This is a genomic window from Psychrobacter sp. AOP7-C1-14, assembly GCF_052376135.1.
Lineage (GTDB): Bacteria > Pseudomonadota > Gammaproteobacteria > Pseudomonadales > Moraxellaceae > Psychrobacter.
On the sequence record NZ_JBQSVH010000007.1, the window covers coordinates 108,365 to 131,939 of the forward strand.

Consider the following 23,575-nt stretch of genomic DNA (forward strand, 5'->3'; position numbering starts at 1 on the left):
ATCAAAATTAAAAACAATTGGCTTCTTACAACATTCCAAGCCCACTCAACAGCAACTGCCCTCCAGCAAATATTAACAATATGCCAAACGCGCGCTTGAGCATCAGAGCAGGCAACACATGAGCCAGTTTGGCACCAACTTTTGCCATCGCAAAGCTGGCGACCGAAATAAATAAGAATCCTGTAACATGGACAAACCCTATCGTACCCTCAGGAAGATTGACCACGTCTTGACCGAACCAAGCAAAGCCTGCTGCCCCAGCCAATGCAATCGGTAGACCGCACGCCGCCGATGTGCCGACCGATTGTTTCATTGGTAGTCCTGCCCAATTCAAAAACGGTACGGTTAAACTGCCGCCACCAATACCGAAGATAGAGGACGCCATCCCAATGCCCGTACCTGCGCCAAACTGTACGCTAGCCGACGGTAACGGCTTACCCACCTGTTCTTTATTAGAAAAGAACAGCATTTTTAGAGCGACCAACAACGCACCGAAACCGATGATAGCTTGTAGTGCTTGCCCATCAATCATATCCGCGATACCAGCACCGACCAAACTACCGATGACTAATCCAAGCGCCATCTTGCGCCATACTTCCCAGCGCAGGCCGCCACGCTTGTTATGGGCAGTCAGTGAGCTGATTGAGGTCACAACGATGGTCGCCAGTGACGTCCCAATGGCCAAATGAGTGATTACTTCTGGCGAAAAGTCATAAGCGGTAAAAATCCAAACCAATGCGGGCACGATAATCATACCGCCGCCAACACCAAACAAGCCCGCGCTGACACCCGCAAACGCGCCTGCAATCACAAACCACACATATAACATCATAGAACAAACCTTTTATAATACTCACTGGCGCTATAGTACTCGCTTAGGCCTGCTTGATTGTATTTGCCAAATTTCAGCGTGACCTTTATGCTGTTTACTCGGTACTGTTTGACCAAAGCAATCGCTCAGTATATCAAAGTTTCCTTTAACCACATCGACTAAACTTATGCCGCCACTCACTGGTTTTTCTACCTATTTATCCGAGCTCAATCACCGTCATGTGGCTAGTAGCGCCTCGACCAATAGCGAGCTAATAGAAGCCTTACAAAACGGCTCGTTAGATGTCGCAACCGTACACGTTTTGACAGCGGAAACCCAAAGCGCAGGTCGTGGTCAGCATGGCCGCTCATGGCAATCACCGCGCGGTAACGTCTATCTATCGCTATATCATCCCGTGCATATGCCGATCAGTGGCTTGCTCTCGCTCATCATTGGTCTCGAACTGGCGAAGATGCCTGTGATCCAAACGTTGAACGAGCAGTTACAAGCACAAGGATTGACGCCAATTGGGGTGAAGTGGGCAAACGACTTGGGGTTTTATCAGCAAGCTCAGAGACAACCTGAAGAGCTATCTAAAGAACAATCTATAACGGACAGCTCGGTATTGGATTCAGTATTAAATAGTGATGTAGCAAATCAGCGTACGCTACCCTTTAACAAGCTGGCTGGGATTTTGATAGAGCCAGTGGCTCACTCTGGCAGGCTGGTTGGTGTGGTGATAGGTGTAGGACTTAATGTACTAGCGACACCAAAACTCACAGCACAAACCGCTGAAGGCATGAGTTACCAAGCGATTAGTCTACAAGATATTAATGAGATGCGAGCTTTAGAGACGCAATCTGCGTGCCTACCAGACCTACCAATGCTCTATCAGCAGATGAGCAAAGCATTGATGGCGGCAATGACACGCTTTGAGCATTTAGGTATAGAACAGCCAACAGGTCATACTTATTATTTGTATGGTTTTTTGGAGCAGTTTACGATAATGGATGCATTGGCAGGTCTGCGTTTACGCGTTACTCAAGACTATAATAATCAACAAAAAGTTGTCACAGGAATTGCTTGCGGTATCGATACTCATGGGTGTTTGCAATTGCGTCAAGATAACGGTAAGATTTCTACGCTTTTTACTGGACGCATCGACGTTATTTATTAGGAACTGTCCTATACTTAGGCAACTATATTGATGAGTATCATCATCAACGAGCACTATATAAAGGGACTTTTATGCTCTGGCTTGATCTTGGAAATACCCGCCTAAAATACTGGCTAACCGATGATATCGGACAAATAGTCGCGCATGATGCCAAACAGCATTTGCAAGCGCCTGCTGAACTACTCATGGGTCTGACAGATCGCTTTGAGCGTTATGCGCCTGATTTTATTGGTATCTCATCGGTATTGGGCGACAATCTCAATGCCAAAGTATCAGAGACGCTCAGTCGTTTGAATATTCCGTTTGAGTTTGTCCATGTCGATGCCGCACATGCACTGATGAAAAGTGATTACAATGATGAGCAGCTCGGCTGTGATCGTTGGTTACAGATGCTTGGGGCTGTTGATAAGAAGAAGCGCCAATGCGTGATCGGCTGTGGTACAGCGGTGACTATTGACTTGATTGATCATGCTGAACATTTGGGTGGCTATATCTTCCCCAGCATCTACCTACAGCGTGAATCACTGTTCTCTGGTACCAAGCAAATCACTATCTCAAACGGTACTTTTGATAGCGTCAGCCAGGGCTTGACTACTCAAGACGCAGTGCATCGCGGTATCTTGCTCTCTATCGTCGGCGCGATCAATGAGATTAGCCATCGTCACCCTAATTTTGAATTGATTATGACGGGTGGCGATGCCGCTATTATTTCGCAGCATGTTAATCGCCCCGTACGCTTGCGTGATGATTTATTATTAAACGGTTTAGCAAGATATTTTGATTACCGTAATAAGTCTTAATTGCCTATAGGTAATTCGGTTTGGCGTTGACATGAAAAAAGCAGCACGTTTTGAACGTGCTGCTTTTTTGTTTTACTATCAAAGAATAGCTAACATATGCTAGCTATTTCCCCATACTTTCTTACTTGGTCTCGTTAAACAGCTCACGACCGACGAGCATACGGCGGATTTCACTGGTGCCTGCGCCAATTTCATATAGCTTGGCATCACGCCAGTAGCGGCCAAGTGGATACTCGTTGGTATAGCCATTACCGCCAAATATTTGGATACCTTCGCCTGCCATCCACGTAGCTTTTTCGGCACACCATAGAATCACACTGGCACAGTCTTTACGCACTTCTCGACTATGCCCGGCACCGCGCGCGTCCAACATGTCGAGGTTTTTGCCGACGGTATATAAGAAGCTGCGACCCGCTTGCAGTATCGTATACATGTCCGCAACTTTACCTTGAATCAGCTGAAACTCACCGATGGCTTGACCAAACTGCTTACGATCATGAATATAAGGCACCACATTGTCCATCACAGCCTGCATGATACCAATAGGACCTGCGGCCAATACGGCACGCTCATAATCTAGGCCACTCATCAAGACCTTAACGCCCTCATTGAGCCCGCCCAAGATATTTTCGCTTGGTACCTTTACATTATTAAAAGTCATCTCGCCAGTATGGCTACCACGCATGCCAAGCTTGTCGAGCTTTTGCGCGGTACCAAAGCCTTCCATACCTTTTTCAACGATAAAGGCTGTCATGCCTTTTGCGCCCATTTCAGGATTGGTCTTGGCATAGACAACCATTACATCTGCATCAGGGCCATTAGTAATCCACATCTTGCTGCCGTTCAACACATAGCTGCCATCTTTTTCTTCGGCTTTGAGCTTCATACTAACGACATCTGAGCCAGCGCCTGTCTCACTCATTGCTAATGCACCGATGAACTCGCCACTGATTAATTTCGGTAAATACTTTTGCTTTTGTTCCTCAGAGCCATTGCGTTTGATTTGATTAATACATAGATTAGAGTGTGCGCCATAGCTAAGCGCGACCGATGCCGAAGCGCGGCTAATCTCTTCCATCGCGACCATGTGTGCGACATAACCCATGTTAGAGCCGCCGTACTCTTCAGGAACGGTAATACCATGTAGACCAAGGTCACCCATCTTCTGCCATAGATCCATTGGGAACTCATCGCTACTGTCAATCTCCGCAGCACGTGGGGCAATCTCGTTTGCCGCAAACTGCTGCACGACATCACGTAGGGCGTCAATATCCTCGCCAAGTTGAAAATTTAATCCAGGTAAACTCATAACCATTCCTTGTATTTTGATATTTTTAAATTTCGAATTTTAATCTGTTTTTTAAAGCCACTGTATTTTTGTTACCGCTTTTAATGTCTTAGTTAATTCAATGTGAAAGTATGGCAAGGCAACCGAGTGTCGATGTATATCAAATACTTCAAACGAGGTTAACACTGTCATACTTTTATAGTGGATTGACTCTATTTAAGACTGGCGTTTATTGATGATGGCACGCGCTACGTTTGAGCCATTTGGACGCTTTAAGAACTCGCTAATACGTTCCCCTGCCACGACCAATTTATCCAAATCGATACCAGTGCTGATACCCATACCATGTAGCATATAGACTACATCTTCGGTCGCGACATTGCCCGTTGCGCCTTTGGCATAAGGACAACCACCTAGGCCAGCGACGGAGGTATCAAACTCGCTGACACCCATTTGTAAGGCAGCCAAGGTATTGCTGAGTGCTTGACCATAAGTATCATGGAAGTGCCCAGATAGCATAGAGATGTTAGCATGCTCAAGCGCTGCTTGCAGGGCACGCTGTACTTTAAGCGGTGTACCAACACCAATCGTATCCGCAATACCAATCTGCTCTGAACCGATCTCAACCAATCGTTTGGTGACGTAGGCCACTTGGTTAGGATCAATTTCCCCTTCATAAGGACAACCGACCGTACAAGAGATAACGCCTCGTACCTTGATGCCTTGTTCTTTTGCTGCCGCAGCCACTGGCGCGAACCGCTCGATACTCTCATCGATACTACAATTGATGTTTTTTTGGCTAAAAGTTTCGCTGGCTGAGCCAAAAATGACAATCTCATCAGGACGATGCAAGATAGCATTTTCAAAGCCGCGCATATTAGGCGCCAATACCGAGTAGCAAACGTCCGTCTGCCACGTAGGCGCGAGTGCATCAAGCAACTCACTGTTATCGCCCATTTGTGGCACCCATTTTGGCGAAACAAAACTGGTCGCTTCCAATTTTTTGACACCTGCCGCGATTAAATCATTAATGAGCTTTTGCTTAACCTCAGTCGGCACCGTCATGGATTCGTTTTGTAGTCCATCACGTGGACTGACATCAACGATGGTGACATGGCTTGGATACGAATGGCTCATACTTGTCATCCTTTTTGTTGTTCGCCCTTTGATGAGGCTTTCTTATTAGGCTTCGTCAGCTATGCGCTTTCACTATCGATACGCAATAGCTCATCACCATCAGCGACCAAATCACCTGCTGCAAATAATAGTTCTGCTACCACACCATCTGTCGGTGCGGTAATGGTATGTTCAATTTTCATGGCTTCGATGACGGCAAGTGGCTCGCCTTTTTTCACAGTATCGCCAACAGCTACTTTAAAAGCAACCACTTGTCCTGGCATTGGTGATTTTAAGCTACCAACCGCTGCCGTATCCTCGCCTACATGTGCCATCACATCGACAAGCGTAATTTCATCACGTCCGCTGTCTGTGAATACGTAGACCGTCTCGTTATTCACCCAACTTTGGGCACTGATACGTGCACCATCTAACCATAAGGTATGATTGTGCGCGTCACTGCTATCATAGCTGATCTGACCTTCATAAACCGTTTCGGTCTGAGCAGCCACATTGATATTACGATCATCCTGCATATTCGCGATTTCGTTACCAATGACAAGCGTAAAACTACTAAGATTATCGCCGCCTTTTTTGCTATCAGCACAACTCGCATTGTGCCAATTACTGATGCGAGCACTGTAGGCTTGCTCATCATAAACCAAGCTAAATGAACGAGTATAATCACTATAAGCACGGAAACCCGTTGGCTTGCTAAACGGATCTGAGCCCTGCGTGGTCGCTTCACTCGCAAGCTTCTGCGTAATAGCTGTCACCACAAGCGTCGATAACTCAAGAGGATGCTGGTCAAAAAGCTTATCCTGCTCACGCTCTATCAAGGCCGTATCAAGATTGGCTTTGCTAAATGAATCGGTATTTAAAATATAACGTAAAAATGCCACGTTGTTTGGCAGACCAACGATACGCTTCTGTGCCAATGCACGATCTAGTCTCGCTAGCGCTTGTTCGCGCGTAGGAGCATGGACGATAAGCTTAGCAATCATAGAGTCGTAAAAAGGACTGATCACATCCCCCTCACGTACGCCATCGTCGATACGCACATCGGTAATGTTAAAGGTACTATGCTCAGGCTTTTGATAAGTGAATAAAGTGCCTGTCGCTGGCAAGAAATTGTTGTCAGGGTTTTCAGCACAGATACGTGCCTCAATTGCATGACCGTTGATAGCCAGATCATCTTGCGTTTTTGGTAATGGTTGACCCGCAGCAACCAACAGCTGCCACTCAACCAAATCGACACCAGTAATGGCTTCACTAACGGGATGCTCAACTTGCAAGCGCGTGTTCATTTCCATAAAATAAAAATTCATAGCGTCTTCACGCTGCTCAACGATGAACTCAACCGTACCTGCACCAACATAATCTACTGCACGTGCCGCTTCAATTGCCGCTGTACCCATTGCTTCACGCATGGCAGTATCAACACCCGGCGCTGGCGCTTCTTCTAATACTTTCTGATGGCGACGCTGTACTGAGCAATCACGCTCAAATAGATGTACATAATTACCATGCGTATCACCGAATACTTGGATTTCGATATGACGTGGTTTTAGCGCGTATTTTTCAACCAATACTTGATCATTACCAAAACTGGTAATCGCTTCACGGCGACACGAGTCGAGCAGGTCAATAAAATCGCTGCTTTGCTCCACGATACGCATGCCTTTACCGCCGCCACCTGCACTGGCTTTAATCAAGACAGGATAGCCAATACTATCGGCCTGCTGCTGCAAAAACTGTGCATCTTGGTTATCACCATGATAGCCCGGTATCAGCGGCACGCCAGCCGATTCCATCAAGCGCTTAGACTCAGACTTGCCACCCATGGCACGGATAGCATCCGCCGATGGGCCGATGAACACCAAGCCAGCATCTTGGCAGGCTTGTGCAAAATCTGCATTTTCACTTAAAAACCCATACCCTGGATGAATTGCTTGAGCACCGGCTTGCTTAGCGATAGCGATAATAGCATCGCCTTTTAGATAACTGTCTTTCGGTGCCGAACCGCCCAAATAAATAGCTTCATCACAGACAGCAACATGCTTAGCACTGCGGTCCGCATCAGAATAAACAGCAACGGTACTGACGCCAAGACGCTTAGCAGTCGCAGCCACTCGGCAAGCAATTTCACCACGGTTGGCGATTAGAATTTTAGAAAACATAACTATCCCTGTGTCTTGTCGTTGTTATTTGACGTCTTGTCTATTTGCCCATTTGCCTATCATTGTTCTGCTACTAGTTAGTCTGCCATTAGCCAATCAGGTTTACGCTTTTGCAAAAACGCCTGCACGCCCTCTTTGCCTTGCTTTGATGAGCGTATATCAGCGATACCTTTGACCGTGTCAGCAATCAGATCATCTGTAATAGGTGCATCAGCGACATCGTGTAATAGCTGCTTGCAGGTTTTGACTGCATCAGGACTATTTTTGACGACCTTGTTACAGAACGCAGCCACTTCATCGCCCAACCACTCTTCACTTACACGCTCGTGGATAAAGCCAAGCTGACGCGCCTTTTTAGCATCAAATACCTCAGCACTTAGGAAATAACGCTGCGACGCTCTAGCACCTAGCGCTCGGATAACATAAGGGCTAATGGTGGCAGGTGCCAACCCTAAACGAACTTCGCTGAGGCAGAAATTAGCAATCTTGACCGCAATGGCTACGTCGCAAACAGCGACCAGACCCATGCCCCCTGCATAAACATCACCTTGAATGGCCGCAACGGTCGGCTTAGGACATTCATAAATAGTCTTAAGCATTTGCGCCAATTTATCGGCATCCGCTAGATTTTCTTCATAGCTGTAATCCGCCATGGCACGCATCCAATTGAGATCAGCGCCTGCACAAAATGCTTTGCCCGCAGCCGCTAATACAATAACACGCACCTCGCCATCAGCGCCTAGCTTAGTGAAAGCATCTGTCAGCTCGGCAATCATCTCATCGTTAAAAGCGTTGCGTATTTCAGGACGGTTCAATGTCACTGTCGCCACGTGCTGCTCGACGTTAACCAATAGGCTTTTATAATTTTTATCACTGTCTTTTTGCATAACTTTCTCTATATTTCCATGTAAATACTTAAACAAACTCCTGGTCAACTCATAATAATGTTAATACAAGGAAACCGAATGTAGAGGTACAAATCGTACTTTAAATAAGATTGATGCAGTAATCACTTATTATGGGAAAACTTTAAAACGCTTACATTCTAAAGACACCAAATTTTGTCTCTTCAATCGGTGCGTTATAAGCCGCGCTCAACCCTAATGCCAATACATTCCGGGTATCGGCAGGATCAATTACGCCGTCATCCCACATGCGCGCGGTGGCATAATATGGGTGGCCCTGCTCTTCATACATTTCACGAATCGGCGCTTTGAATGCTGCTTCGTCTTCGTCGCTCCACGCTTCACCTTTACGATCAAAGTTATCTCGCTTGACTGTTGCCAATACCGAGGCAGCTTGCTCACCACCCATGACAGAGATACGGGCATTTGGCCACATCCATAAGAAACGCGGGCTATAGGCACGACCGCACATACCGTAGTTACCCGCGCCGAACGAGCCACCGACGATAACCGTAAATTTTGGCACTTTGGCATTGGCAACTGCCATTACCATTTTGGCACCATGACGAGCAATGCCTTCGTTTTCATATTTTCGACCAACCATAAAGCCAGTGATATTTTGCAGAAATACCAATGGGATTTTGCGCTTACAGCACAGCTCGATGAAGTGCGTGCCTTTCTGTGCTGATTCACTGAATAGAATGCCGTTGTTAGCAATAATACCAACAGGCATCCCTTCGATATGAGCAAATCCACAGACCAGCGTCGTACCAAAGCGGGCTTTGAACTCATCAAAGGCACTGTCATCAACGATACGGGCGATAATTTCTCTAATATCAAATGGCTTGCGCTTGTCTGTTGGAATCACACCGTATAGCTCTTTAGCGTCATAACGTGGTGGACGTGGTGTGATTTGATTAGGGATGTTTTTTGCAGGACGATTTAGATGACTGACGATATTACGAGCGATCGATAGCGCGTGGGTATCATTTTGCGCTAGATGGTCAACCACACCTGACAGCCGCGTATGTACATCACCACCGCCCAAATCTTCTGCGGTGACCTCTTCGCCCGTCGCTGCTTTGACCAGCGGCGGACCACCCAAAAAGATCGTGCCTTGCTCTTTAACGATAATAGACTCATCGCTCATAGCAGGCACATAAGCACCGCCAGCCGTACAGCTACCCATGACCACAGCAATCTGCGGAATACCTGCCGCACTCAGATTGGCTTGGTTAAAGAAAATACGGCCGAAATGCTCTTTATCAGGGAACACATCGTCTTGGTTCGGTAAATTGGCACCGCCTGAGTCAACTAGATAAACGCACGGCAGATTATTTTCTTGCGCGATTTCTTGGGCACGTAGATGCTTTTTGACTGTCATTGGGTAGTATGTGCCGCCTTTTACCGTGGCATCGTTACAGACAATCATACATTCGATGCCATTGATACGACCGATACCTGCAATCACGCCAGCCGCCGGAATCTCTTCGCCATACATATCATGTGCAGCCATTGGCGCCACTTCTAAAAACGGCGTGCCTACATCCAATAAACGCTCAACACGCTCACGTGGTAACAATTTACCACGCGCTAGATGCTTAGCTCGTGCGCGCTCTGAGCCACCTTGGGCAACTTTACGCAAGTGTACATACAGATCATCGACTATCTCTTGCATCGCGGCACTGTTTTGCTGAAAGTCGCTTGAGTTTGGACTCAGTTTACTGGTTATGATAGCGCTCATGATATCCCTTTTTTTCTTATACATAGATAGATACATAGATGTGAGTGGCTTTTTATATAAATGATACTGTCTTCTATTGTTAAGCGTTACTCACATGGTTAGTCTTATATTTTCAGAGTAGATAAGTAAGTTTATGACAAACCCAACTCTTCTTTCATTTGCTCAATGATTTTATACTTTTGAATTTTGCCAGTGATGGTCATTGGATATTCAGTGACAAAGCGATAGTAAGCGGGCACTTTATAATGAGCGATATGCTCACTACAGAACTCGCGGACTTCTTCTTCAGTCAAACAGCCAGGTTCTTTCGGAATAATCCAAGCCGCGAGTACTTCACCATATCGCTCATCTGGTATACCGACGATTTGCACATCACGGATTTTCGGATGGCGGTAGAGATAATTTTCGATTTCTACTGGATAGATATTTTCACCACCGCGAATCACCATGTCTTTACTTCGACCGACGATTTTGACATAACCGTCTTCATCCATTGTGGCCAAATCACCCGTATGCATCCAACCATCTTGGATAGCTTCACGCGTTTTAAAACGACTGCCCCAATAGCCTTTCATAATCGAGTAGCCACGTGTGAGTAGCTCGCCTGTCTCGCCCAGCGGCACAATTTCACCCGTTGCGGTGTCGACAACTTTGACCTCAAGCGCAGGCTGTACCAGACCTACCGTCGAGACCTGTTTATCAAGTGGCGTGTGCTCATTGGTTTGGCAAGATACCGGACTGGTCTCTGTCATACCATAAGCAATTGTGACTTCGCTCATGTGCATTTTGTCGATGACGCGGCGCATAACTTCAATCGGACAGCTAGACCCAGCCATGATGCCTGTGCGCAAGGTGGACAAGTCAAAATTTTCAAATTCAGGATGGTCGAGCTCGGCGATAAACATCGTAGGTACGCCATGCAGACCTGTACACTTCTCTTCTTCGACTGCCTGCAATACGGTCAATGGCTCAAAGCCATCATTAGGATAAACGATACAGCCACCATGCGTAAGAATCGCTAGATTGCCAAGTACCATACCAAAGCAATGATATAACGGTACTGGAATACACAATCTATCTTCTTCCGTAAGGTTCATGGCCTCACCGATGAAGTAGCCGTTGTTAAGGATGTTGCGATGGCTCAGAGTAGCGCCTTTTGGGGTACCCGTCGTACCACTGGTGAACTGTACATTGATAGCATCAGTATTTTTAAGCTGCGCTTGACGCTCGGCTACACGGGGATCGTTGGCATCGCCCTCGCTCATCCATGCAGAGAATTTCTGCATAAAACCAAAGGTCTCGTCCGACTCTGGCTCATCAATCCAAATGATACGTTCAATCGTTGGAATTTCAACCAAATCAAGCTGAGTGTAGTCTTTATGGTAAATCTCAGGACATAACTCACGGATTAAACTAGCATAGTCACTGGTTTTGAAATGACGCATCAGTACGAGTGCTGAACAGCCCAGTTTATTTAAGGCATATTGCAGCTCAAAGGTGCGGTAAGCGGGATTTATATTAACGAGGATAACGCCGACTTTTGCCGTGGCCAATTGCATGAGTAACCATTCAGCATTGTTATGCGACCAAATACCGACACGATCGCCAATCTCAAGCCCCATCTCAATCATGCTACTGGCTAATTGATTAACTTGCTGCTGCAGCTCTCGATATGTCCAGCGTATATTTTGATGACGGACAACCAATGCTTCACGCTCAGGATATTTGGAGACAATAGCATCGAAAAAATCACCGATTGTCGCTTCAATCAGCGGTACATCAGGACCTTTATCATAGCTTTGGGTAAGTGGTGCGTTCGCTGAGCGTGCGCCCATATTGATACTAGGGATATTTTCTAAAATAGCATCAAAGTCAACATGAGTCGCATCAAGATCGTAATTTTGAGTCATAACGAGTCCTTTCGTTTTACTTTTTATGGTGCTGATTAATGGCCTGTGGGTCAAACCCTCTTCCTTGAGCAGGTCTTACATAGCATTTAGCTACTATAACGCCATAAACGAAAGCCTGTCAACAATATCAATACAGTATGTATCATTTAATTAGATAAACCGAATTTCTATTCAGTAAAAGGTAACATAGAATCATGGCATATTTTTGACACGAAAAAGCCAGCCACATCATAGATAATGTGGCTGGCTCAAATATTGATACTGTCTTTCAACAGAATCTTCTGGAAAGGAATTGAATAAAGGACATTACCTATAAATAATAATTCAATACTTTTTCAAAAGACGGTCGCGCAATCGTTATACTTTAGGGACTACAGGCGCTTTAATCGTTACCGTTGCACTCACCTCATCGCTATCATTTATTAAGTCCATCACCAACTCTTCATCACTTTCAGTCTTCACTTGCCAACTGCCTGCTGCTTGCGGCACGCCCGTAACCATGACAGAGATTGCTTTATTTTTTAGGCGAATCATCGGCGGCTTATGAGCATAGCCAGCATGGTCTAGGCCCAATATATCATCAGCAATAGTCGCAGCCTGCGCCCGTAACGGTGCCACATAACGGCACGGTACACCATCGATAGACATACAATCACCAATCGCATAAATATTAGGTGTACTGGTACGCAAAGTTGGCGCATCCACCACGATACCCGTGCGACGATCAAACTCTACACCAGCAGCAGCAGGTAATTGTTCGTTAACTGTCAAACCTGTACTGGCAATCACATGATCTACAATCAGTGGTTCGAGCGGCTGAGTATCAGTATTATCTGCATCCGTTGATAACGGTGCATAGTCTACTTTTAGCTTCTCGGTATCGTTACTGTCGTTAGGATTGACACGAGTGACAGCTGATACTTGATAGCCGCCTAAGAATTGGATGCCCTGCGACTCGATCGCTTTGGCAATACGTGCAGTTGCCTTGGTTGGTAGCATCTGTGACAGCGGCGCATCATTTAAATCAATGAGCGTTACTTGATGACCAGCTTTTAGTAAGTCTTCTGCGACTTCTGTGCCCACCATACCAGCACCAACGATTGCAACGTGCTGTTTACCTGTTGCTAGCTTTTCTTGTAGCTGACTAAAGCGCTCGATATGATTGACATGCCAGACTAGATCTTCTGGCAAGCTTTTTGGAAAAATAGGATGCGCACCCATGGCGAGTACCAGCTTGTCATAGCCAACAGTAGCGTAGTTGGTATAGACAGGGTCTGAGCGCAGCGCAGAGACAAGCTGTAACTGTTGAGTGGTTGCATCAACATCCGTTACTTGCGTATTGGCAAGTAACTTAACATTTGCCGCTTCTGCGGCATCAATACCCGTTGCTCTAACCAGGTCTGCCGCACTTTTCTTTTGGCTGATTGCCATGGTCAGCATCGGCTTATGGTAACGGTCGCCACTATCAGCGGTCACCAACGTAATCGGGATGTCTTTATCTTTTGCACGGATCGCATCGATGACATGCCAGCCTGCCAGTCCTGCACCAATGATGACGATACCTTTTGTTATTTCTGTATTCGATGCTACAGATGGATTTTCTACGCTCATATGAACTCCAATGCGGTTTATGAATTATTTTAATTATCAAAAATATTGACCGTTATTGTATCAGTAAACAGACATTCACTCACCTATCTAGCAGTGTAATCATGCAGGTAGGTATCTAACCTTACGTAAGCGCTTAAACTAAAAGGATAAATCTCATTATATTTTATTGGCACAAAAAAGCGCCTACTAATGAGACGCTTTTTTGTCAGAATTGATTATGGTTGCAAAGTTTAATATAAGTAAGGTCGATACTTTTAATGATTTAAAATCTTCGATAAGAACATCTGAGCACGATCACTTTTCGCCCCTTCAAAAAACTCATCCTTACTACAGTTTTCAACGATATGTCCTTCGTCCATAAAGATAATACGATTGGCGACCTGACTGGCAAAGCCCATTTCATGTGTCACGCACATCATGGTCATACCGTCACGAGTCAGCTCAACCATCACATCTAGCACCTCTTGAATCATCTCAGGATCAAGCGCGGAGGTTGGTTCATCAAATAGCATTGCTACTGGATCCATTGCCAATGCTCGTGCAATCGCGACGCGCTGCTGCTGACCACCAGACAGTTCTGCTGGATATTTGGCTGCTTGCGCCGTCAAACCCACACGATCTAGATACGCCATTGCCTTTTGTTTGGCTTCAGATTCTTTACGGTCCAATACTTTGATTTGCGCGACCGTTAGATTATCAATAATCGTTAGATGTGGAAACAGCTCAAAATGCTGGAACACCATACCGACGCGGCTACGCAACTTAGGCAAGTTAGTCTTTGGATCGCCGACAGAGATACCATTGACCATGATGTCACCTTTTTGAAAAGGTTCAAGTCCGTTAACTGTTTTAATCAAGGTCGACTTACCACTACCCGATGGACCACAAACAACGACGACATCACCTTTATGTACATGCGCCGTACAGTCAGTCAGTACTTGAAAATCTCCATACCATTTGCTGACGTTAGATATCTCCACGACCATCTCATCACTAGCATGACCACTATTGGTAACCAGCCCGCCAAAGGCATTTAAGTATGTATCAGCATTGCTCATCACTGGCTCCTAACCACATTATTTTCGATAATCATTATTTAAAAAGGTAAATCAAACACTCAACTCGAGGTCTCAACGCTAGCGTTAGCTGTATTCAAGTCGCTATATTAAAATCGCAAACGCTTTTGTAATTGCTGTACGCCAATAGAGGCACTTAAACTAATCACAAAATAGACAGCACCAGCACCTAAGATATAAGGCGTGAGTAATCCCATTAGCTCACCGCGAACGTATGCTGCGCGGAAAAAGTCGGTCAAACCAATGGCAAATACCAGTGTCGTATCTTGGAATAAGATAATACATTGCTGCAAAATGAGCGGCAGCATCTTACGAAAGGCTTGTGGCAAGATAACCAGACGCATGGTCTGCCCATAAGTCATGCCAAGCGCTTTAGCCGCATTGATCTGTCCACTACCAATAGACTGAATACCAGCACGAACTACTTCAGAAAAATAAGCGGCCTCGAACATCATAAAGGCAACCACACAAGATGCGAAAGCAGCATCGAGTTGCAAATATTTTCCCGTTACCCAAAGATAAATCATCGGTACGGCAAAATAAAACCATAGTAGTACCAGTAGTAGCGGTACAGAGCGGAAATAATTGACATATAGCTTAGCGGGAATCTCAAGCGCTTTAATCCCTGATAAGCGCATTAGTGCCAGTACAGTACCTAAACTAATACCGCCTAAAATAGCCAAAAACAGCACTTTTAAGGTGGTAATCATGCCACCCATTAAACCAGGATAGGCTGTTGCCAATTCGGTCATATTCATTTCTGACCTCCTGCAATAAGCCCAGGCACACGCAGTTTACGTTCAATCAAACCCATAATAGCGATTAAGGATAAATTGAAAACCAAATAAATAATTGTCGCGTAAGTATATATCTCGATACTATTTTGAGTGTATTCACTGATGGTTTTAGTTTGGCTAATCAGCTCCATCACCCCCACAAGTGAGGCCACAGAGGCGTTCTTAAAGCAGTTGGTCAGCTCAGAGCTGAGCGGTGGTAAGATAATACGGAATGCCTGCGGTAGCAGAACTTCTTTGTAGACCTGTGGGATGCTAAACCCTAATGCGTAGGCAGCATTGAGCTGTCCCTCCGGCAATGACTCAATACCCGTCCGTACCTGCTCAACGATACGAGCAGCAGTAAATAAACCAAGACCAATACTGGCTGATAGCATGGCTGAGGTATTCGGGGACAAGTCCTTATACCACCATTCTTGTATCGTCGGCGTCAGCCAACCAGGCGCGATATAAAACCAAAAGAACAATTGTACAAGCAATGGAATATTACGAAAAAATGTCACATAAGCCGTACCGATTGCACGAGCAGTTTTGTTTGGCAAGGTGCGCATGATACCGAAGATGGTACCGACGACCATCGCGATGGCCCATGCGATACTGCCAATCAATAGCAGCCAGCCAAGACCAGTGATCATCCAATGGATATAAAGCTCGCTGCCAATACCAGTCTGCTCAAAGAGCACACCCCAGTTCCAGCTATAATTCATGGTTGTCTCTCCGAGCAACGATTGATAAGCCTATACGTCAAATAAAATTACTGGCTATCTGAACATATAGGCAAGCTATGTTGAGGGACAATGAGCGTTACTGCGCTGCTGCTTCTTTAGGCTGAGCACTGTCATGCGGATTGGCAATCAAGGCCTTTAAGTTATCTGACATCTCAAAGTTTAGGTTGACGTTCTTTGGTGGGATTGGGTTCAAGAACCACTTGTCATAAATGCTATTGATTTCGCCTGAGCTAAAGACATTAGCAAGCGCTTCATCGACTACAGCTTTGAATTCAGGATCATCTTTACGCATCATACAACCATAGATTTCAAACGATTGCGGCTCGCCCACGATAACCCACTCATCAGGATTTTTTGCTTTGGCTTTTTCACCAGCCAGTAGTACATCATCCATCATAAACGCATCAGCACGACCATTTTCTAGCATAAGGAAGCCTTCGCCATGATCTTTTGCTGAGATGATATTGGTATCCATGCTGTTTTCATCATTGTATTGACGGATATAACGCTCTGAAGTTGTTCCTGCTGTTGTTACAAGGGTTTTACCTTTTAGGTCTTCGAAATCTTGAATACCAGAGTCTTTTTTGGTCAACAAACGCGTACCGATTTCAAAGAAACCATTAGAGAATGCGACTTGCTTTTGACGTTCTTCGTTATTGGTAGTTGAGCCACACTCAAAATCTACTGTGCCGTTTTGTACCAACGGGATACGAGTTTGCGAGGTAATCAAGTTATAACGAACGTTAAGGTCTGGCATATTTAGCTTTTGCTTAACTGCTTCAACCACTTTCATTTCCAAATCGTGTGCATAGCCAATCGGCTGATTAGGATCATCAGCGATATAAGAAAAAGGAATAGAGGAATCACGGTGACCGACAACGATAGTGCCAGAGTCTTTAATTTTTTGTAGCGTACCGTTGGTGGTTTCTGTCGTCGCGGCATCATCTGCTGGCGCATCAGTGCTGGTTTGACTACTGTTATTACATCCCGCTAAACCTAATGCCATAACAGCAGCTAAAGTCAACGGTTTGGAAAATGAGTATGACATGAAATACATCCTTTTATCGCAAGATTGAGTGAGTGCTTGGACGATATAGGTCTAATTGACCCGTCTGCCCCGCATCCGTACGGATGTTGCTGTTGTTTATCACAATGCAACTTAATGTTACTGTACAACAATTTTGCAGTAGAGGGTAAATTTTTTTCGAGAGAGTACATATTTATGAATATATTCATTTTCTAACTATCAGATGATGGTTCATAATGGATATTTACTCAGAGCTTTGTACAAATAGCCGCTTTGTTACATGAGCTTATTATCAGCTATTACTATTCATAATCGTTAAAACAGTCTGCTAAGTACGATTGATAAATCGGTAGTAATCCCCATAAAGCAAACAACTTCTCTATACTACAAATGACCTATGACTCAAGATATCCAAGTCCCAAATACGGACAGCCAAACTACTGGTAACCATGGCAGCAACGACATTCGCCAACGTTTTTTCGTTGAAGATTCTCCCGTACGTGGCGATGTGGTGCGCCTATCACGCAGCTATGCAAGCACAATTGCACAAAAGCCCTACCCTGAAGCCATCAAACGCTTACTGGGCGAGATGCTGACCGCAGCGAGTTTGCTAATCAGTACGGTCAAAATCAATGGTCGTCTATCTATTCAGCTGCAATCATCGGACAGTGACAGCTTGCTAAACTGGGCAATGGCAGAATGCGATCAAGACGGTATCATTCGTGCGCTTGCTAGCTGGAAAGGCGAGACGGATGAGCAAGTACAAGCGTGGGACAATATGACCCATGCTAAAGAAGCTTTTGCTGAGCTTGGTGCGATGGGACAAGGCGTATTGTTTATCAATATCCAGCCTGATGGCGGCGAGCCATACCAAGGTATCGTTGAGCGCAGCCATGACAATCTAGCGGACTGCTTGGCGCATTATCAAAAGCAATCGGCGCAGATTCCAACATTAATCAACCTAGCATCGGACGGTCTGCAAGCAGGTGGTATCTTGGTACAAATGCTACCGCGTACTGCTGAAGAAACGTCTGAAGTTGAGCAAAACCAAGATGCAGGTATTGACGATGATTTATGGACACGCTTGTCTGTATTGACGCGCACGGTAAAAGCAGAAGAGCTAACAACACTGGATGCTAACGAAATACTATATCGCTTGTATCATGAAGAAAACATCGTTGCCCCTGAACCTGCCCCTCTAGCATTTGGTTGTACTTGCTCGCGCGAGAAGTGTGAAATGGCAATCGAGCAAATTGGTGAAGCAGAAGCACTAGATGTCGTCGAAGAGCAAGGCGGGACGTTTGAGATGGATTGCGGATTCTGCGGTGAAATATACAAGTTCAATAAGAATGATGTAGCAGCTATATTCGCTGAATAATTTTTTATCATCATAAGCCATTATTTATAAAAACCCTCAAGTGTGATGCTTGAGGGTTTTCGTTTTATGATTAAGTCACTACACCACCAAATCCAAACTTCTAGGATAAGAATGTATGCGCGGACGCCCAGCGTAGTCACTTCGGCCATTATCAAGTAGCCATTCAACCACCTGCTCGCGCACCCGCCTACTATGAATCAAGTTCATATGATTCACCCCATAAAACACTGCTTTATGACCATCTGGCACAAACAAAGCATGCTCCGCGTCATCTTCGCCCAACGCTGAAGCGACAGATACCAAGCTGTCTCCTAGCAGGTCCGTTACCTTAGAATCATAGTGCGTTTCAAGCAAAGCACTAGCGACAAAGTAAGTTTTAATATCACTTGGCAGCTGTGCAGGATGACGGAAATCTTGTGGCAACACGCTACGGCCCTCCAATGCCTTCCAGTCTGCATCACGAATACTGCCATGACGTAGATCGATAATACCAGCACTTCGCATATCACCGAGTTTGGCCAGCGAGCCTGCAAACGGCAGCTTGGCAATGATATCTTGCACATAGTTACCGATACGCTCAAGGACTGCCCCGTGATGCGGCGAACCTAACGTGATGAGGTTACCTACGCGTTTTATCCAATCTAGGCGATCTTGCTCACCATAAAACAATGCACTGCGAGCAACCAAACCGCCCATACTGTGTCCGACCAGATCTATCTGAGTGATATTTGGGTTGTCATCGACCAATGCTTGCAGTAATTGAGAGAACTTACGGCCGCTACGTGAGATACGGCGACCTGTGTTGTAATCTAAATACAGAACGGTGGTATCGGGCTGGCTGATGTGAATGGCCTCACCTAAATCATGATCCACTTGAGCATGCCAACTTAAATGACTCATGCATAAGCCATGGCACAAAATAGCGATGCGCCCTGATAGTACGTCATTTTGTGGTTTGCCGTCTTGAGTATAGAGCATCATCGGAATGGCGATCGCATTCTGGTTATTGACAAGATGGTCGCCCATGACACCATTGAGTACGTTGACCAGTTTTTTCAATGAGTCTGGTAATGGTTGCCCTGATTTTTGGATAATTAAGTTTTTGTATATGCGTAGTACAGACGCCAGGTTATTACCGACCATCTGCATGACATGACGTATCGTGCCATAGATACGTCCAGTAAATCCGCGCGACCATTTATTCAAATGTTTGTCATTGAAGCGGCCTAGCGGACGCAAGATAACTTCACGGTGAATGGCTTCTACGATTTCTGTAATCTCAACCACACCTATAGTGGCAAGCTGCGCCAGCCCTTCAAAAAAGTCAGTTAAAGACACAGGTGTTTTGTTGATTTCATTGCTGTCATCCGAATCTGCTAGTAGCTTGACCAGTTCATCCATATCAATGGCTTCGAGTTGATCGATTTGCTCATATAGGTGGCTGTGTAGCGGTACACTAGCGTCAGGGATAAAATGCGCATCAAGTTCATGGTGGATACGAGTATAGCTGCTATCATTTTGAGCGTCGCTGTCACTAATACTGTCGTTATAAAATACACTTGGACTACTCATAGTATTTACACATTCAGCGAGAGAAGTTATTTTCTATATTATCCTGTAACTACAGCGAATAGAAGTGAATGGTTCGACTTTAGCACTGGATGGCGACCAGCAGAGTCAGATTACTGATAGACGGTTTCTTTAACAATCAAATCAACGTAATAATAAAAAATCCCAAGCCTTAACTTGGGATTTTTATAGTTGTACTCATTTTGGTTATTGCTGTTGACCACCTATAACTTACGCCTATCTATGTCGTGCTATCAGCTGTATCAAATGATTCTGCCAGTATGACATCACCATCCTCACGAGTAATCATGACAGTCGCTGAGCGAGGAATACTACCACCAGCGACAGCACCCCATGTATTGCCTGGATGCTGAATATTGATAAACAGTGTTTTAAAGTCTGGCGCCATGGTGATACCTGTTACTTCGCACCCTTCAGGGCCGACAAAGAAACGTTTGATATTGTCATTGCTGGCAGATGTACCGACTCGGGTTGATTGCCCTGCTGATGTGGTCATCATCGATCCATCACTGACTTTGCCTGGCAGAGCCGCAAGCAACATACAGCTACTGGTATCGGTATAAGCGCCGTCATCTGTCTGAATCCATAAGACACCGCGTGGGTCAAAGTATAGGCCGTCAGGTGAAGAAAAGTCGTTATTATCATTTAGCTGAGAGAGATTTTCTGCTGATAAATCACTTGGCGCACCAAACAAATAGATATCCCACTCAAAACTCGTTGCAGCATGGTCACCGCCCGCTTCCGCCCAACGAATGATATGGCCATTGTCATTACCAAGTGCCTTTTCGCTTGACTGATAACTACGTGGATTGGAAGCTGAGACAGGTTGATCATCACGTACACCGCGATATTTATTATTGGTCAATGTCACATAGACATCGCCTGTCATAGGACTGACCGATACCCATTCAGGTCGATCCATCTTAGTAGCACCAGCAGCATCAGCAGCTGCACGGGCGAATACTAACACTTCATCTTGACCATTGAATGGTAATGCACTATTAAAAGCATCCAGTCCATTCTGACCATGGACAAGCGCTTTCCATTCACCGCTACCATCTTCGTTAAACACCGCCACGTATAGCGTGCCTTCATTCAGGTATTTATCACCTGCTTTTAGTCCGCCTCCGATATCCGAGTTTGACCACATCGCTTTGGAGACAAACTTATAAATGTACTCACCTCGAGCATCATCACCCATATAAAAAACGACCGGCTTGCCTTGCTCGACAGGCGCATACGCGCAATTTTCATGGGCGAATCGGCCAAGTGCAGTGCGTTTTTGCGGTATAGAGTTTTGGTCAAATGGGTCAATCTCAGTAATATAACCAAAGGTATTGAAGCCGTAGCGATAATCCTCAGCAGCACTGGCACCGACTGCGGTCATATCCCAGCGTGAGAACTCGTCTGTTATCTTGGCATCCTTTGCTTCTGGGGTATGCCATAGATACTCCCAACCTGGGAAGTCCTCTACCGCACCGTAGCGTTCGCGAGCATAGTTGTCATTAGCACTCAACTGATTGGCATCTTGTCCACGGGCAAACACACCTAAGAAATTTTCTTCAGTAGTCAGATAAGTGCCCCAAGGTGACAGACCTGCGCCGCAGTTATTATTGATACCGCGAGTCTGATAGCCTGTCGGATCAAACTTGGTCTTAACTAGAGCAGAACCTGCCACAGGGCCAGCCAATTGCGCTGTTGTACTACTGGTGATTCGGCGGTTGTATTTAGAGTCAGGCACCATCTCATAACCCATACCATCTGCACGGCGAGTTAACTCAACCACCGAGACACCATGACAGTTGACTTCACGGCGGACGTCGCTTGCGAGACGACGGTTTTGAAAGATAGGCATAGCATCATTATCTTGCGTGACGTAATAGCCAAATGGGCTAAGCTCACTGCTGTTAACGTATTCATGATTCATGACGAGCAAGCTGTTTTCTGACGCTTTGGCATCGTAAGCATTACCGTTTTTGCCAAAAAACCACATACCATCATGGTTGTCACCCATACGCCATTCAAATGACTCTGCTGATTGCTCGCGATTGTCTTTCCAATCTTCAATACCAGAGTTCAATGGTGTACCAAGCGGTAATATCATCTCTGCCTTATAGCCTGCCGCTACGGTCATCGTCTCCGCAGTTGAATGCGCGACTGCCTCAAACTTCAAGGTATCAGGACGCTTCAGATCACCCTGCGCAGGAATGGCTGCATCATTGTCATTACTGACCATATTTCTATCATCATCTTCACTACATCCAGCTAAAGGTAATGCGCCAAAAAAGGCGGCAGCCGTCAACCCTGTGCCACCTTTTAGAATACTACGGCGGTTCAATCGACGATTGATAATCGTCTGAAAGTCAGTATTATTAGTAGGATTTGAGTCTTCAACCACTTCGTGGGCAAGCGTTCGCTCATTGTTCAATAATGTCATTATCAGTCACCTTGCTATTAGGCTAGATTGGCAGAGAGTTGATCGCAGCTGTATAATTACGACCACAAAAATACGAATTCCGCTTAAGTCTACTCAACCTTTATGACAGCACGCTGAACAATAGGTGACAAACTGATGACAATCGACTTTGCTAATGATGATTAATAAGTAAAGTGATTTAAAGATAGAATGGTTTTTCAGTTGGCAAATTTAAGAAATAAATATAAAAGCTTAAAAACAAAAACCCCAAGCAATAGCTCGGGGTTTTAAATATACATCTGTTATCGCAAAAAGCTTACTGTACTTGTGATACCCACTCATGATCACCCAATTTTAGCTGAAGCTTGTCACCTGCTTGCAACACACCAACGCCGCTTGGCGTGCCAGTCATAATCACATCACCTGCTTGCAAGTTAAATGCATGGCTAATATTGACTAGCAATTCATAGACAGGAAACAGCATTAATGCGCTATCGCCATCTTGCGTTAATTTATCATTGATAGACAGCTGATACTGTACATTCTGCAGATTGCCAAACGCTTGTGGGTCAAGCCAATCAGCAAGTACGCAAGCTCCGTCAAAACACTTGGCACGCTCCCACGGATGACCTTTTTCTTTTAGTTTGCTTTGCAAATCACGCAAGGTTAAATCCAGTCCCAATGTCACGCCACCAATCGCTTGCTGAGTCTGCTCAATTGTCGCCATAGATAAGTCAGCTGATAGCTGAATGCATAGTTCAGCCTCATAATGAGTCTCACCTAAAAGCTCTGGACTTGGGCGAACCACATCACCACGAATAGAGACCACTGAAGACGCAGGTTTCATAAACAGTATCGGCGTAGTTGGTACTTCGTTGCCTAACTCTGCAGCGTGTGCTGCATAGTTGCGACCAACACAGACGACTTTACCAATAGAAGCACGCAGGCTTTCATTATGATTGATAGCACCCTGCTCGGCACTAACGCCAGCTGCAATGGTGTTAGCTAATGACTCATGTGGTGA

At 45.4% G+C, this 23,575-nt stretch carries 18 protein-coding genes; 3 read left to right on the top strand and 15 right to left on the bottom strand.

Annotated features, from left to right (window positions below; all coding sequences use genetic code 11):
- Positions 1–25: 25 nt before the first annotated feature.
- Positions 26–829: a sulfite exporter TauE/SafE family protein gene (locus tag ACT3QN_RS07105; RefSeq protein WP_444529164.1), complete on the bottom strand. Its 804-nt coding sequence runs from the start codon at positions 827–829 to the stop codon at positions 26–28.
- Between the two features lie 169 nt (positions 830–998).
- Between ACT3QN_RS07105 and ACT3QN_RS07110 the strand changes: the two genes are divergently transcribed.
- Together ACT3QN_RS07110 and ACT3QN_RS07115 are read left to right on the top strand one after the other, a co-directional pair.
- A complete protein-coding gene (locus ACT3QN_RS07110; protein ID WP_444529146.1) occupies positions 999–1,988 on the top strand; it encodes a biotin--[acetyl-CoA-carboxylase] ligase in 990 nt (329 codons plus the stop codon).
- A 71-nt stretch (positions 1,989–2,059) separates the two neighbouring features.
- The gene (locus tag ACT3QN_RS07115; RefSeq protein WP_444522150.1) at positions 2,060–2,788 is read left to right on the top strand and encodes a pantothenate kinase; all 729 of its coding nucleotides are present in this window, start codon (positions 2,060–2,062) and stop codon (positions 2,786–2,788) included.
- A 121-nt stretch (positions 2,789–2,909) separates the two neighbouring features.
- On the opposite strand, the gene ACT3QN_RS07120 is transcribed toward ACT3QN_RS07115, so the two are convergent.
- From ACT3QN_RS07120 to ACT3QN_RS07170, 11 genes are all read right to left on the bottom strand, one after another.
- Positions 2,910–4,097, bottom strand: a complete 1,188-nt coding sequence (locus ACT3QN_RS07120) for an isovaleryl-CoA dehydrogenase (protein ID WP_102094565.1) — start codon at positions 4,095–4,097, stop codon at positions 2,910–2,912.
- A 195-nt stretch (positions 4,098–4,292) separates the two neighbouring features.
- On the bottom strand, positions 4,293–5,213 hold the full coding sequence (locus tag ACT3QN_RS07125; protein WP_444529147.1) for a hydroxymethylglutaryl-CoA lyase: 921 nt from the start codon (positions 5,211–5,213) through the stop codon (positions 4,293–4,295).
- Between the two features lie 59 nt (positions 5,214–5,272).
- The gene (locus ACT3QN_RS07130) at positions 5,273–7,372 is read right to left on the bottom strand and encodes an acetyl/propionyl/methylcrotonyl-CoA carboxylase subunit alpha (RefSeq protein ID WP_444529148.1); all 2,100 of its coding nucleotides are present in this window, start codon (positions 7,370–7,372) and stop codon (positions 5,273–5,275) included.
- Between the two features lie 77 nt (positions 7,373–7,449).
- A complete protein-coding gene (locus ACT3QN_RS07135) occupies positions 7,450–8,259 on the bottom strand; it encodes an enoyl-CoA hydratase/isomerase family protein (RefSeq protein WP_444529149.1) in 810 nt (269 codons plus the stop codon).
- A 151-nt stretch (positions 8,260–8,410) separates the two neighbouring features.
- Positions 8,411–10,021: a carboxyl transferase domain-containing protein gene (locus tag ACT3QN_RS07140; protein ID WP_444529150.1), complete on the bottom strand. Its 1,611-nt coding sequence runs from the start codon at positions 10,019–10,021 to the stop codon at positions 8,411–8,413.
- Between the two features lie 131 nt (positions 10,022–10,152).
- Positions 10,153–11,931 carry an AMP-binding protein gene (locus tag ACT3QN_RS07145; protein ID WP_444529151.1) on the bottom strand — a complete coding sequence of 593 codons (1,779 nt, stop codon included), beginning with the start codon at positions 11,929–11,931 and terminating at the stop codon, positions 10,153–10,155.
- 357 nt (positions 11,932–12,288) lie between these two features.
- Entirely contained in the window at positions 12,289–13,542 is a 1,254-nt protein-coding gene (locus tag ACT3QN_RS07150; RefSeq protein ID WP_444529152.1) for an FAD-dependent oxidoreductase, read from the bottom strand.
- 254 nt (positions 13,543–13,796) lie between these two features.
- Complete coding sequence (locus ACT3QN_RS07155; protein ID WP_444529165.1) at positions 13,797–14,528, bottom strand: amino acid ABC transporter ATP-binding protein; 732 nt, start codon at positions 14,526–14,528, stop codon at positions 13,797–13,799.
- 179 nt (positions 14,529–14,707) lie between these two features.
- On the bottom strand, positions 14,708–15,376 hold the full coding sequence (locus ACT3QN_RS07160) for an ABC transporter permease subunit (protein ID WP_444520974.1): 669 nt from the start codon (positions 15,374–15,376) through the stop codon (positions 14,708–14,710).
- Entirely contained in the window at positions 15,373–16,119 is a 747-nt protein-coding gene (locus ACT3QN_RS07165; protein ID WP_444520975.1) for an amino acid ABC transporter permease, read from the bottom strand. The genes ACT3QN_RS07160 and ACT3QN_RS07165 overlap by 4 nt, the downstream gene beginning before the upstream one ends.
- Before the next feature lie 97 nt (positions 16,120–16,216).
- Positions 16,217–17,188 carry a glutamate/aspartate ABC transporter substrate-binding protein gene (locus ACT3QN_RS07170; protein ID WP_444520976.1) on the bottom strand — a complete coding sequence of 324 codons (972 nt, stop codon included), beginning with the start codon at positions 17,186–17,188 and terminating at the stop codon, positions 16,217–16,219.
- 376 nt (positions 17,189–17,564) lie between these two features.
- Here ACT3QN_RS07170 and hslO point away from each other — a divergent pair, with 376 nt between their 5' ends.
- Entirely contained in the window at positions 17,565–18,545 is a 981-nt protein-coding gene (gene hslO / locus ACT3QN_RS07175) for an Hsp33 family molecular chaperone HslO (protein ID WP_444529153.1), read from the top strand.
- A 78-nt stretch (positions 18,546–18,623) separates the two neighbouring features.
- Here hslO and ACT3QN_RS07180 read toward each other — a convergent pair whose 3' ends face one another.
- From ACT3QN_RS07180 to ACT3QN_RS07190, 3 genes are all read right to left on the bottom strand, one after another.
- The gene (locus tag ACT3QN_RS07180) at positions 18,624–20,117 is read right to left on the bottom strand and encodes an alpha/beta fold hydrolase (RefSeq protein WP_444529154.1); all 1,494 of its coding nucleotides are present in this window, start codon (positions 20,115–20,117) and stop codon (positions 18,624–18,626) included.
- A 238-nt stretch (positions 20,118–20,355) separates the two neighbouring features.
- Positions 20,356–22,572 carry a PhoX family protein gene (locus ACT3QN_RS07185; protein ID WP_444529155.1) on the bottom strand — a complete coding sequence of 739 codons (2,217 nt, stop codon included), beginning with the start codon at positions 22,570–22,572 and terminating at the stop codon, positions 20,356–20,358.
- Between the two features lie 295 nt (positions 22,573–22,867).
- Positions 22,868–23,497, bottom strand: coding sequence for a fumarylacetoacetate hydrolase family protein (locus ACT3QN_RS07190; RefSeq protein WP_444529166.1), 630 nt, complete (start codon positions 23,495–23,497; stop codon positions 22,868–22,870).
- Between the last annotated feature and the right edge of the window lie 78 nt (positions 23,498–23,575).

Bases quoted from the DNA above. Each gene is read 5' to 3' on its own strand.
- ACT3QN_RS07105 (WP_444529164.1), bottom strand. From the start codon at position 829: ATGTTATATGTGTGGTTTGTGATTGCAGGCGCGTTTGCGGGTGTCAGC.
- ACT3QN_RS07110 (WP_444529146.1), top strand. From the start codon at position 999: ATGCCGCCACTCACTGGTTTTTCTACCTATTTATCCGAGCTCAATCAC.
- ACT3QN_RS07115 (WP_444522150.1), top strand. From the start codon at position 2,060: ATGCTCTGGCTTGATCTTGGAAATACCCGCCTAAAATACTGGCTAACC.
- ACT3QN_RS07120 (WP_102094565.1), bottom strand. From the start codon at position 4,097: ATGAGTTTACCTGGATTAAATTTTCAACTTGGCGAGGATATTGACGCC.
- ACT3QN_RS07125 (WP_444529147.1), bottom strand. From the start codon at position 5,213: ATGAGCCATTCGTATCCAAGCCATGTCACCATCGTTGATGTCAGTCCA.
- ACT3QN_RS07130 (WP_444529148.1), bottom strand. From the start codon at position 7,372: ATGTTTTCTAAAATTCTAATCGCCAACCGTGGTGAAATTGCTTGCCGA.
- ACT3QN_RS07135 (WP_444529149.1), bottom strand. From the start codon at position 8,259: ATGCAAAAAGACAGTGATAAAAATTATAAAAGCCTATTGGTTAACGTC.
- ACT3QN_RS07140 (WP_444529150.1), bottom strand. From the start codon at position 10,021: ATGAGCGCTATCATAACCAGTAAACTGAGTCCAAACTCAAGCGACTTT.
- ACT3QN_RS07145 (WP_444529151.1), bottom strand. From the start codon at position 11,931: ATGACTCAAAATTACGATCTTGATGCGACTCATGTTGACTTTGATGCT.
- ACT3QN_RS07150 (WP_444529152.1), bottom strand. From the start codon at position 13,542: ATGAGCGTAGAAAATCCATCTGTAGCATCGAATACAGAAATAACAAAA.
- ACT3QN_RS07155 (WP_444529165.1), bottom strand. From the start codon at position 14,528: ATGGTCGTGGAGATATCTAACGTCAGCAAATGGTATGGAGATTTTCAA.
- ACT3QN_RS07160 (WP_444520974.1), bottom strand. From the start codon at position 15,376: ATGAATATGACCGAATTGGCAACAGCCTATCCTGGTTTAATGGGTGGC.
- ACT3QN_RS07165 (WP_444520975.1), bottom strand. From the start codon at position 16,119: ATGAATTATAGCTGGAACTGGGGTGTGCTCTTTGAGCAGACTGGTATT.
- ACT3QN_RS07170 (WP_444520976.1), bottom strand. From the start codon at position 17,188: ATGTCATACTCATTTTCCAAACCGTTGACTTTAGCTGCTGTTATGGCA.
- hslO (WP_444529153.1), top strand. From the start codon at position 17,565: ATGACTCAAGATATCCAAGTCCCAAATACGGACAGCCAAACTACTGGT.
- ACT3QN_RS07180 (WP_444529154.1), bottom strand. From the start codon at position 20,117: ATGAGTAGTCCAAGTGTATTTTATAACGACAGTATTAGTGACAGCGAC.
- ACT3QN_RS07185 (WP_444529155.1), bottom strand. From the start codon at position 22,572: ATGACATTATTGAACAATGAGCGAACGCTTGCCCACGAAGTGGTTGAA.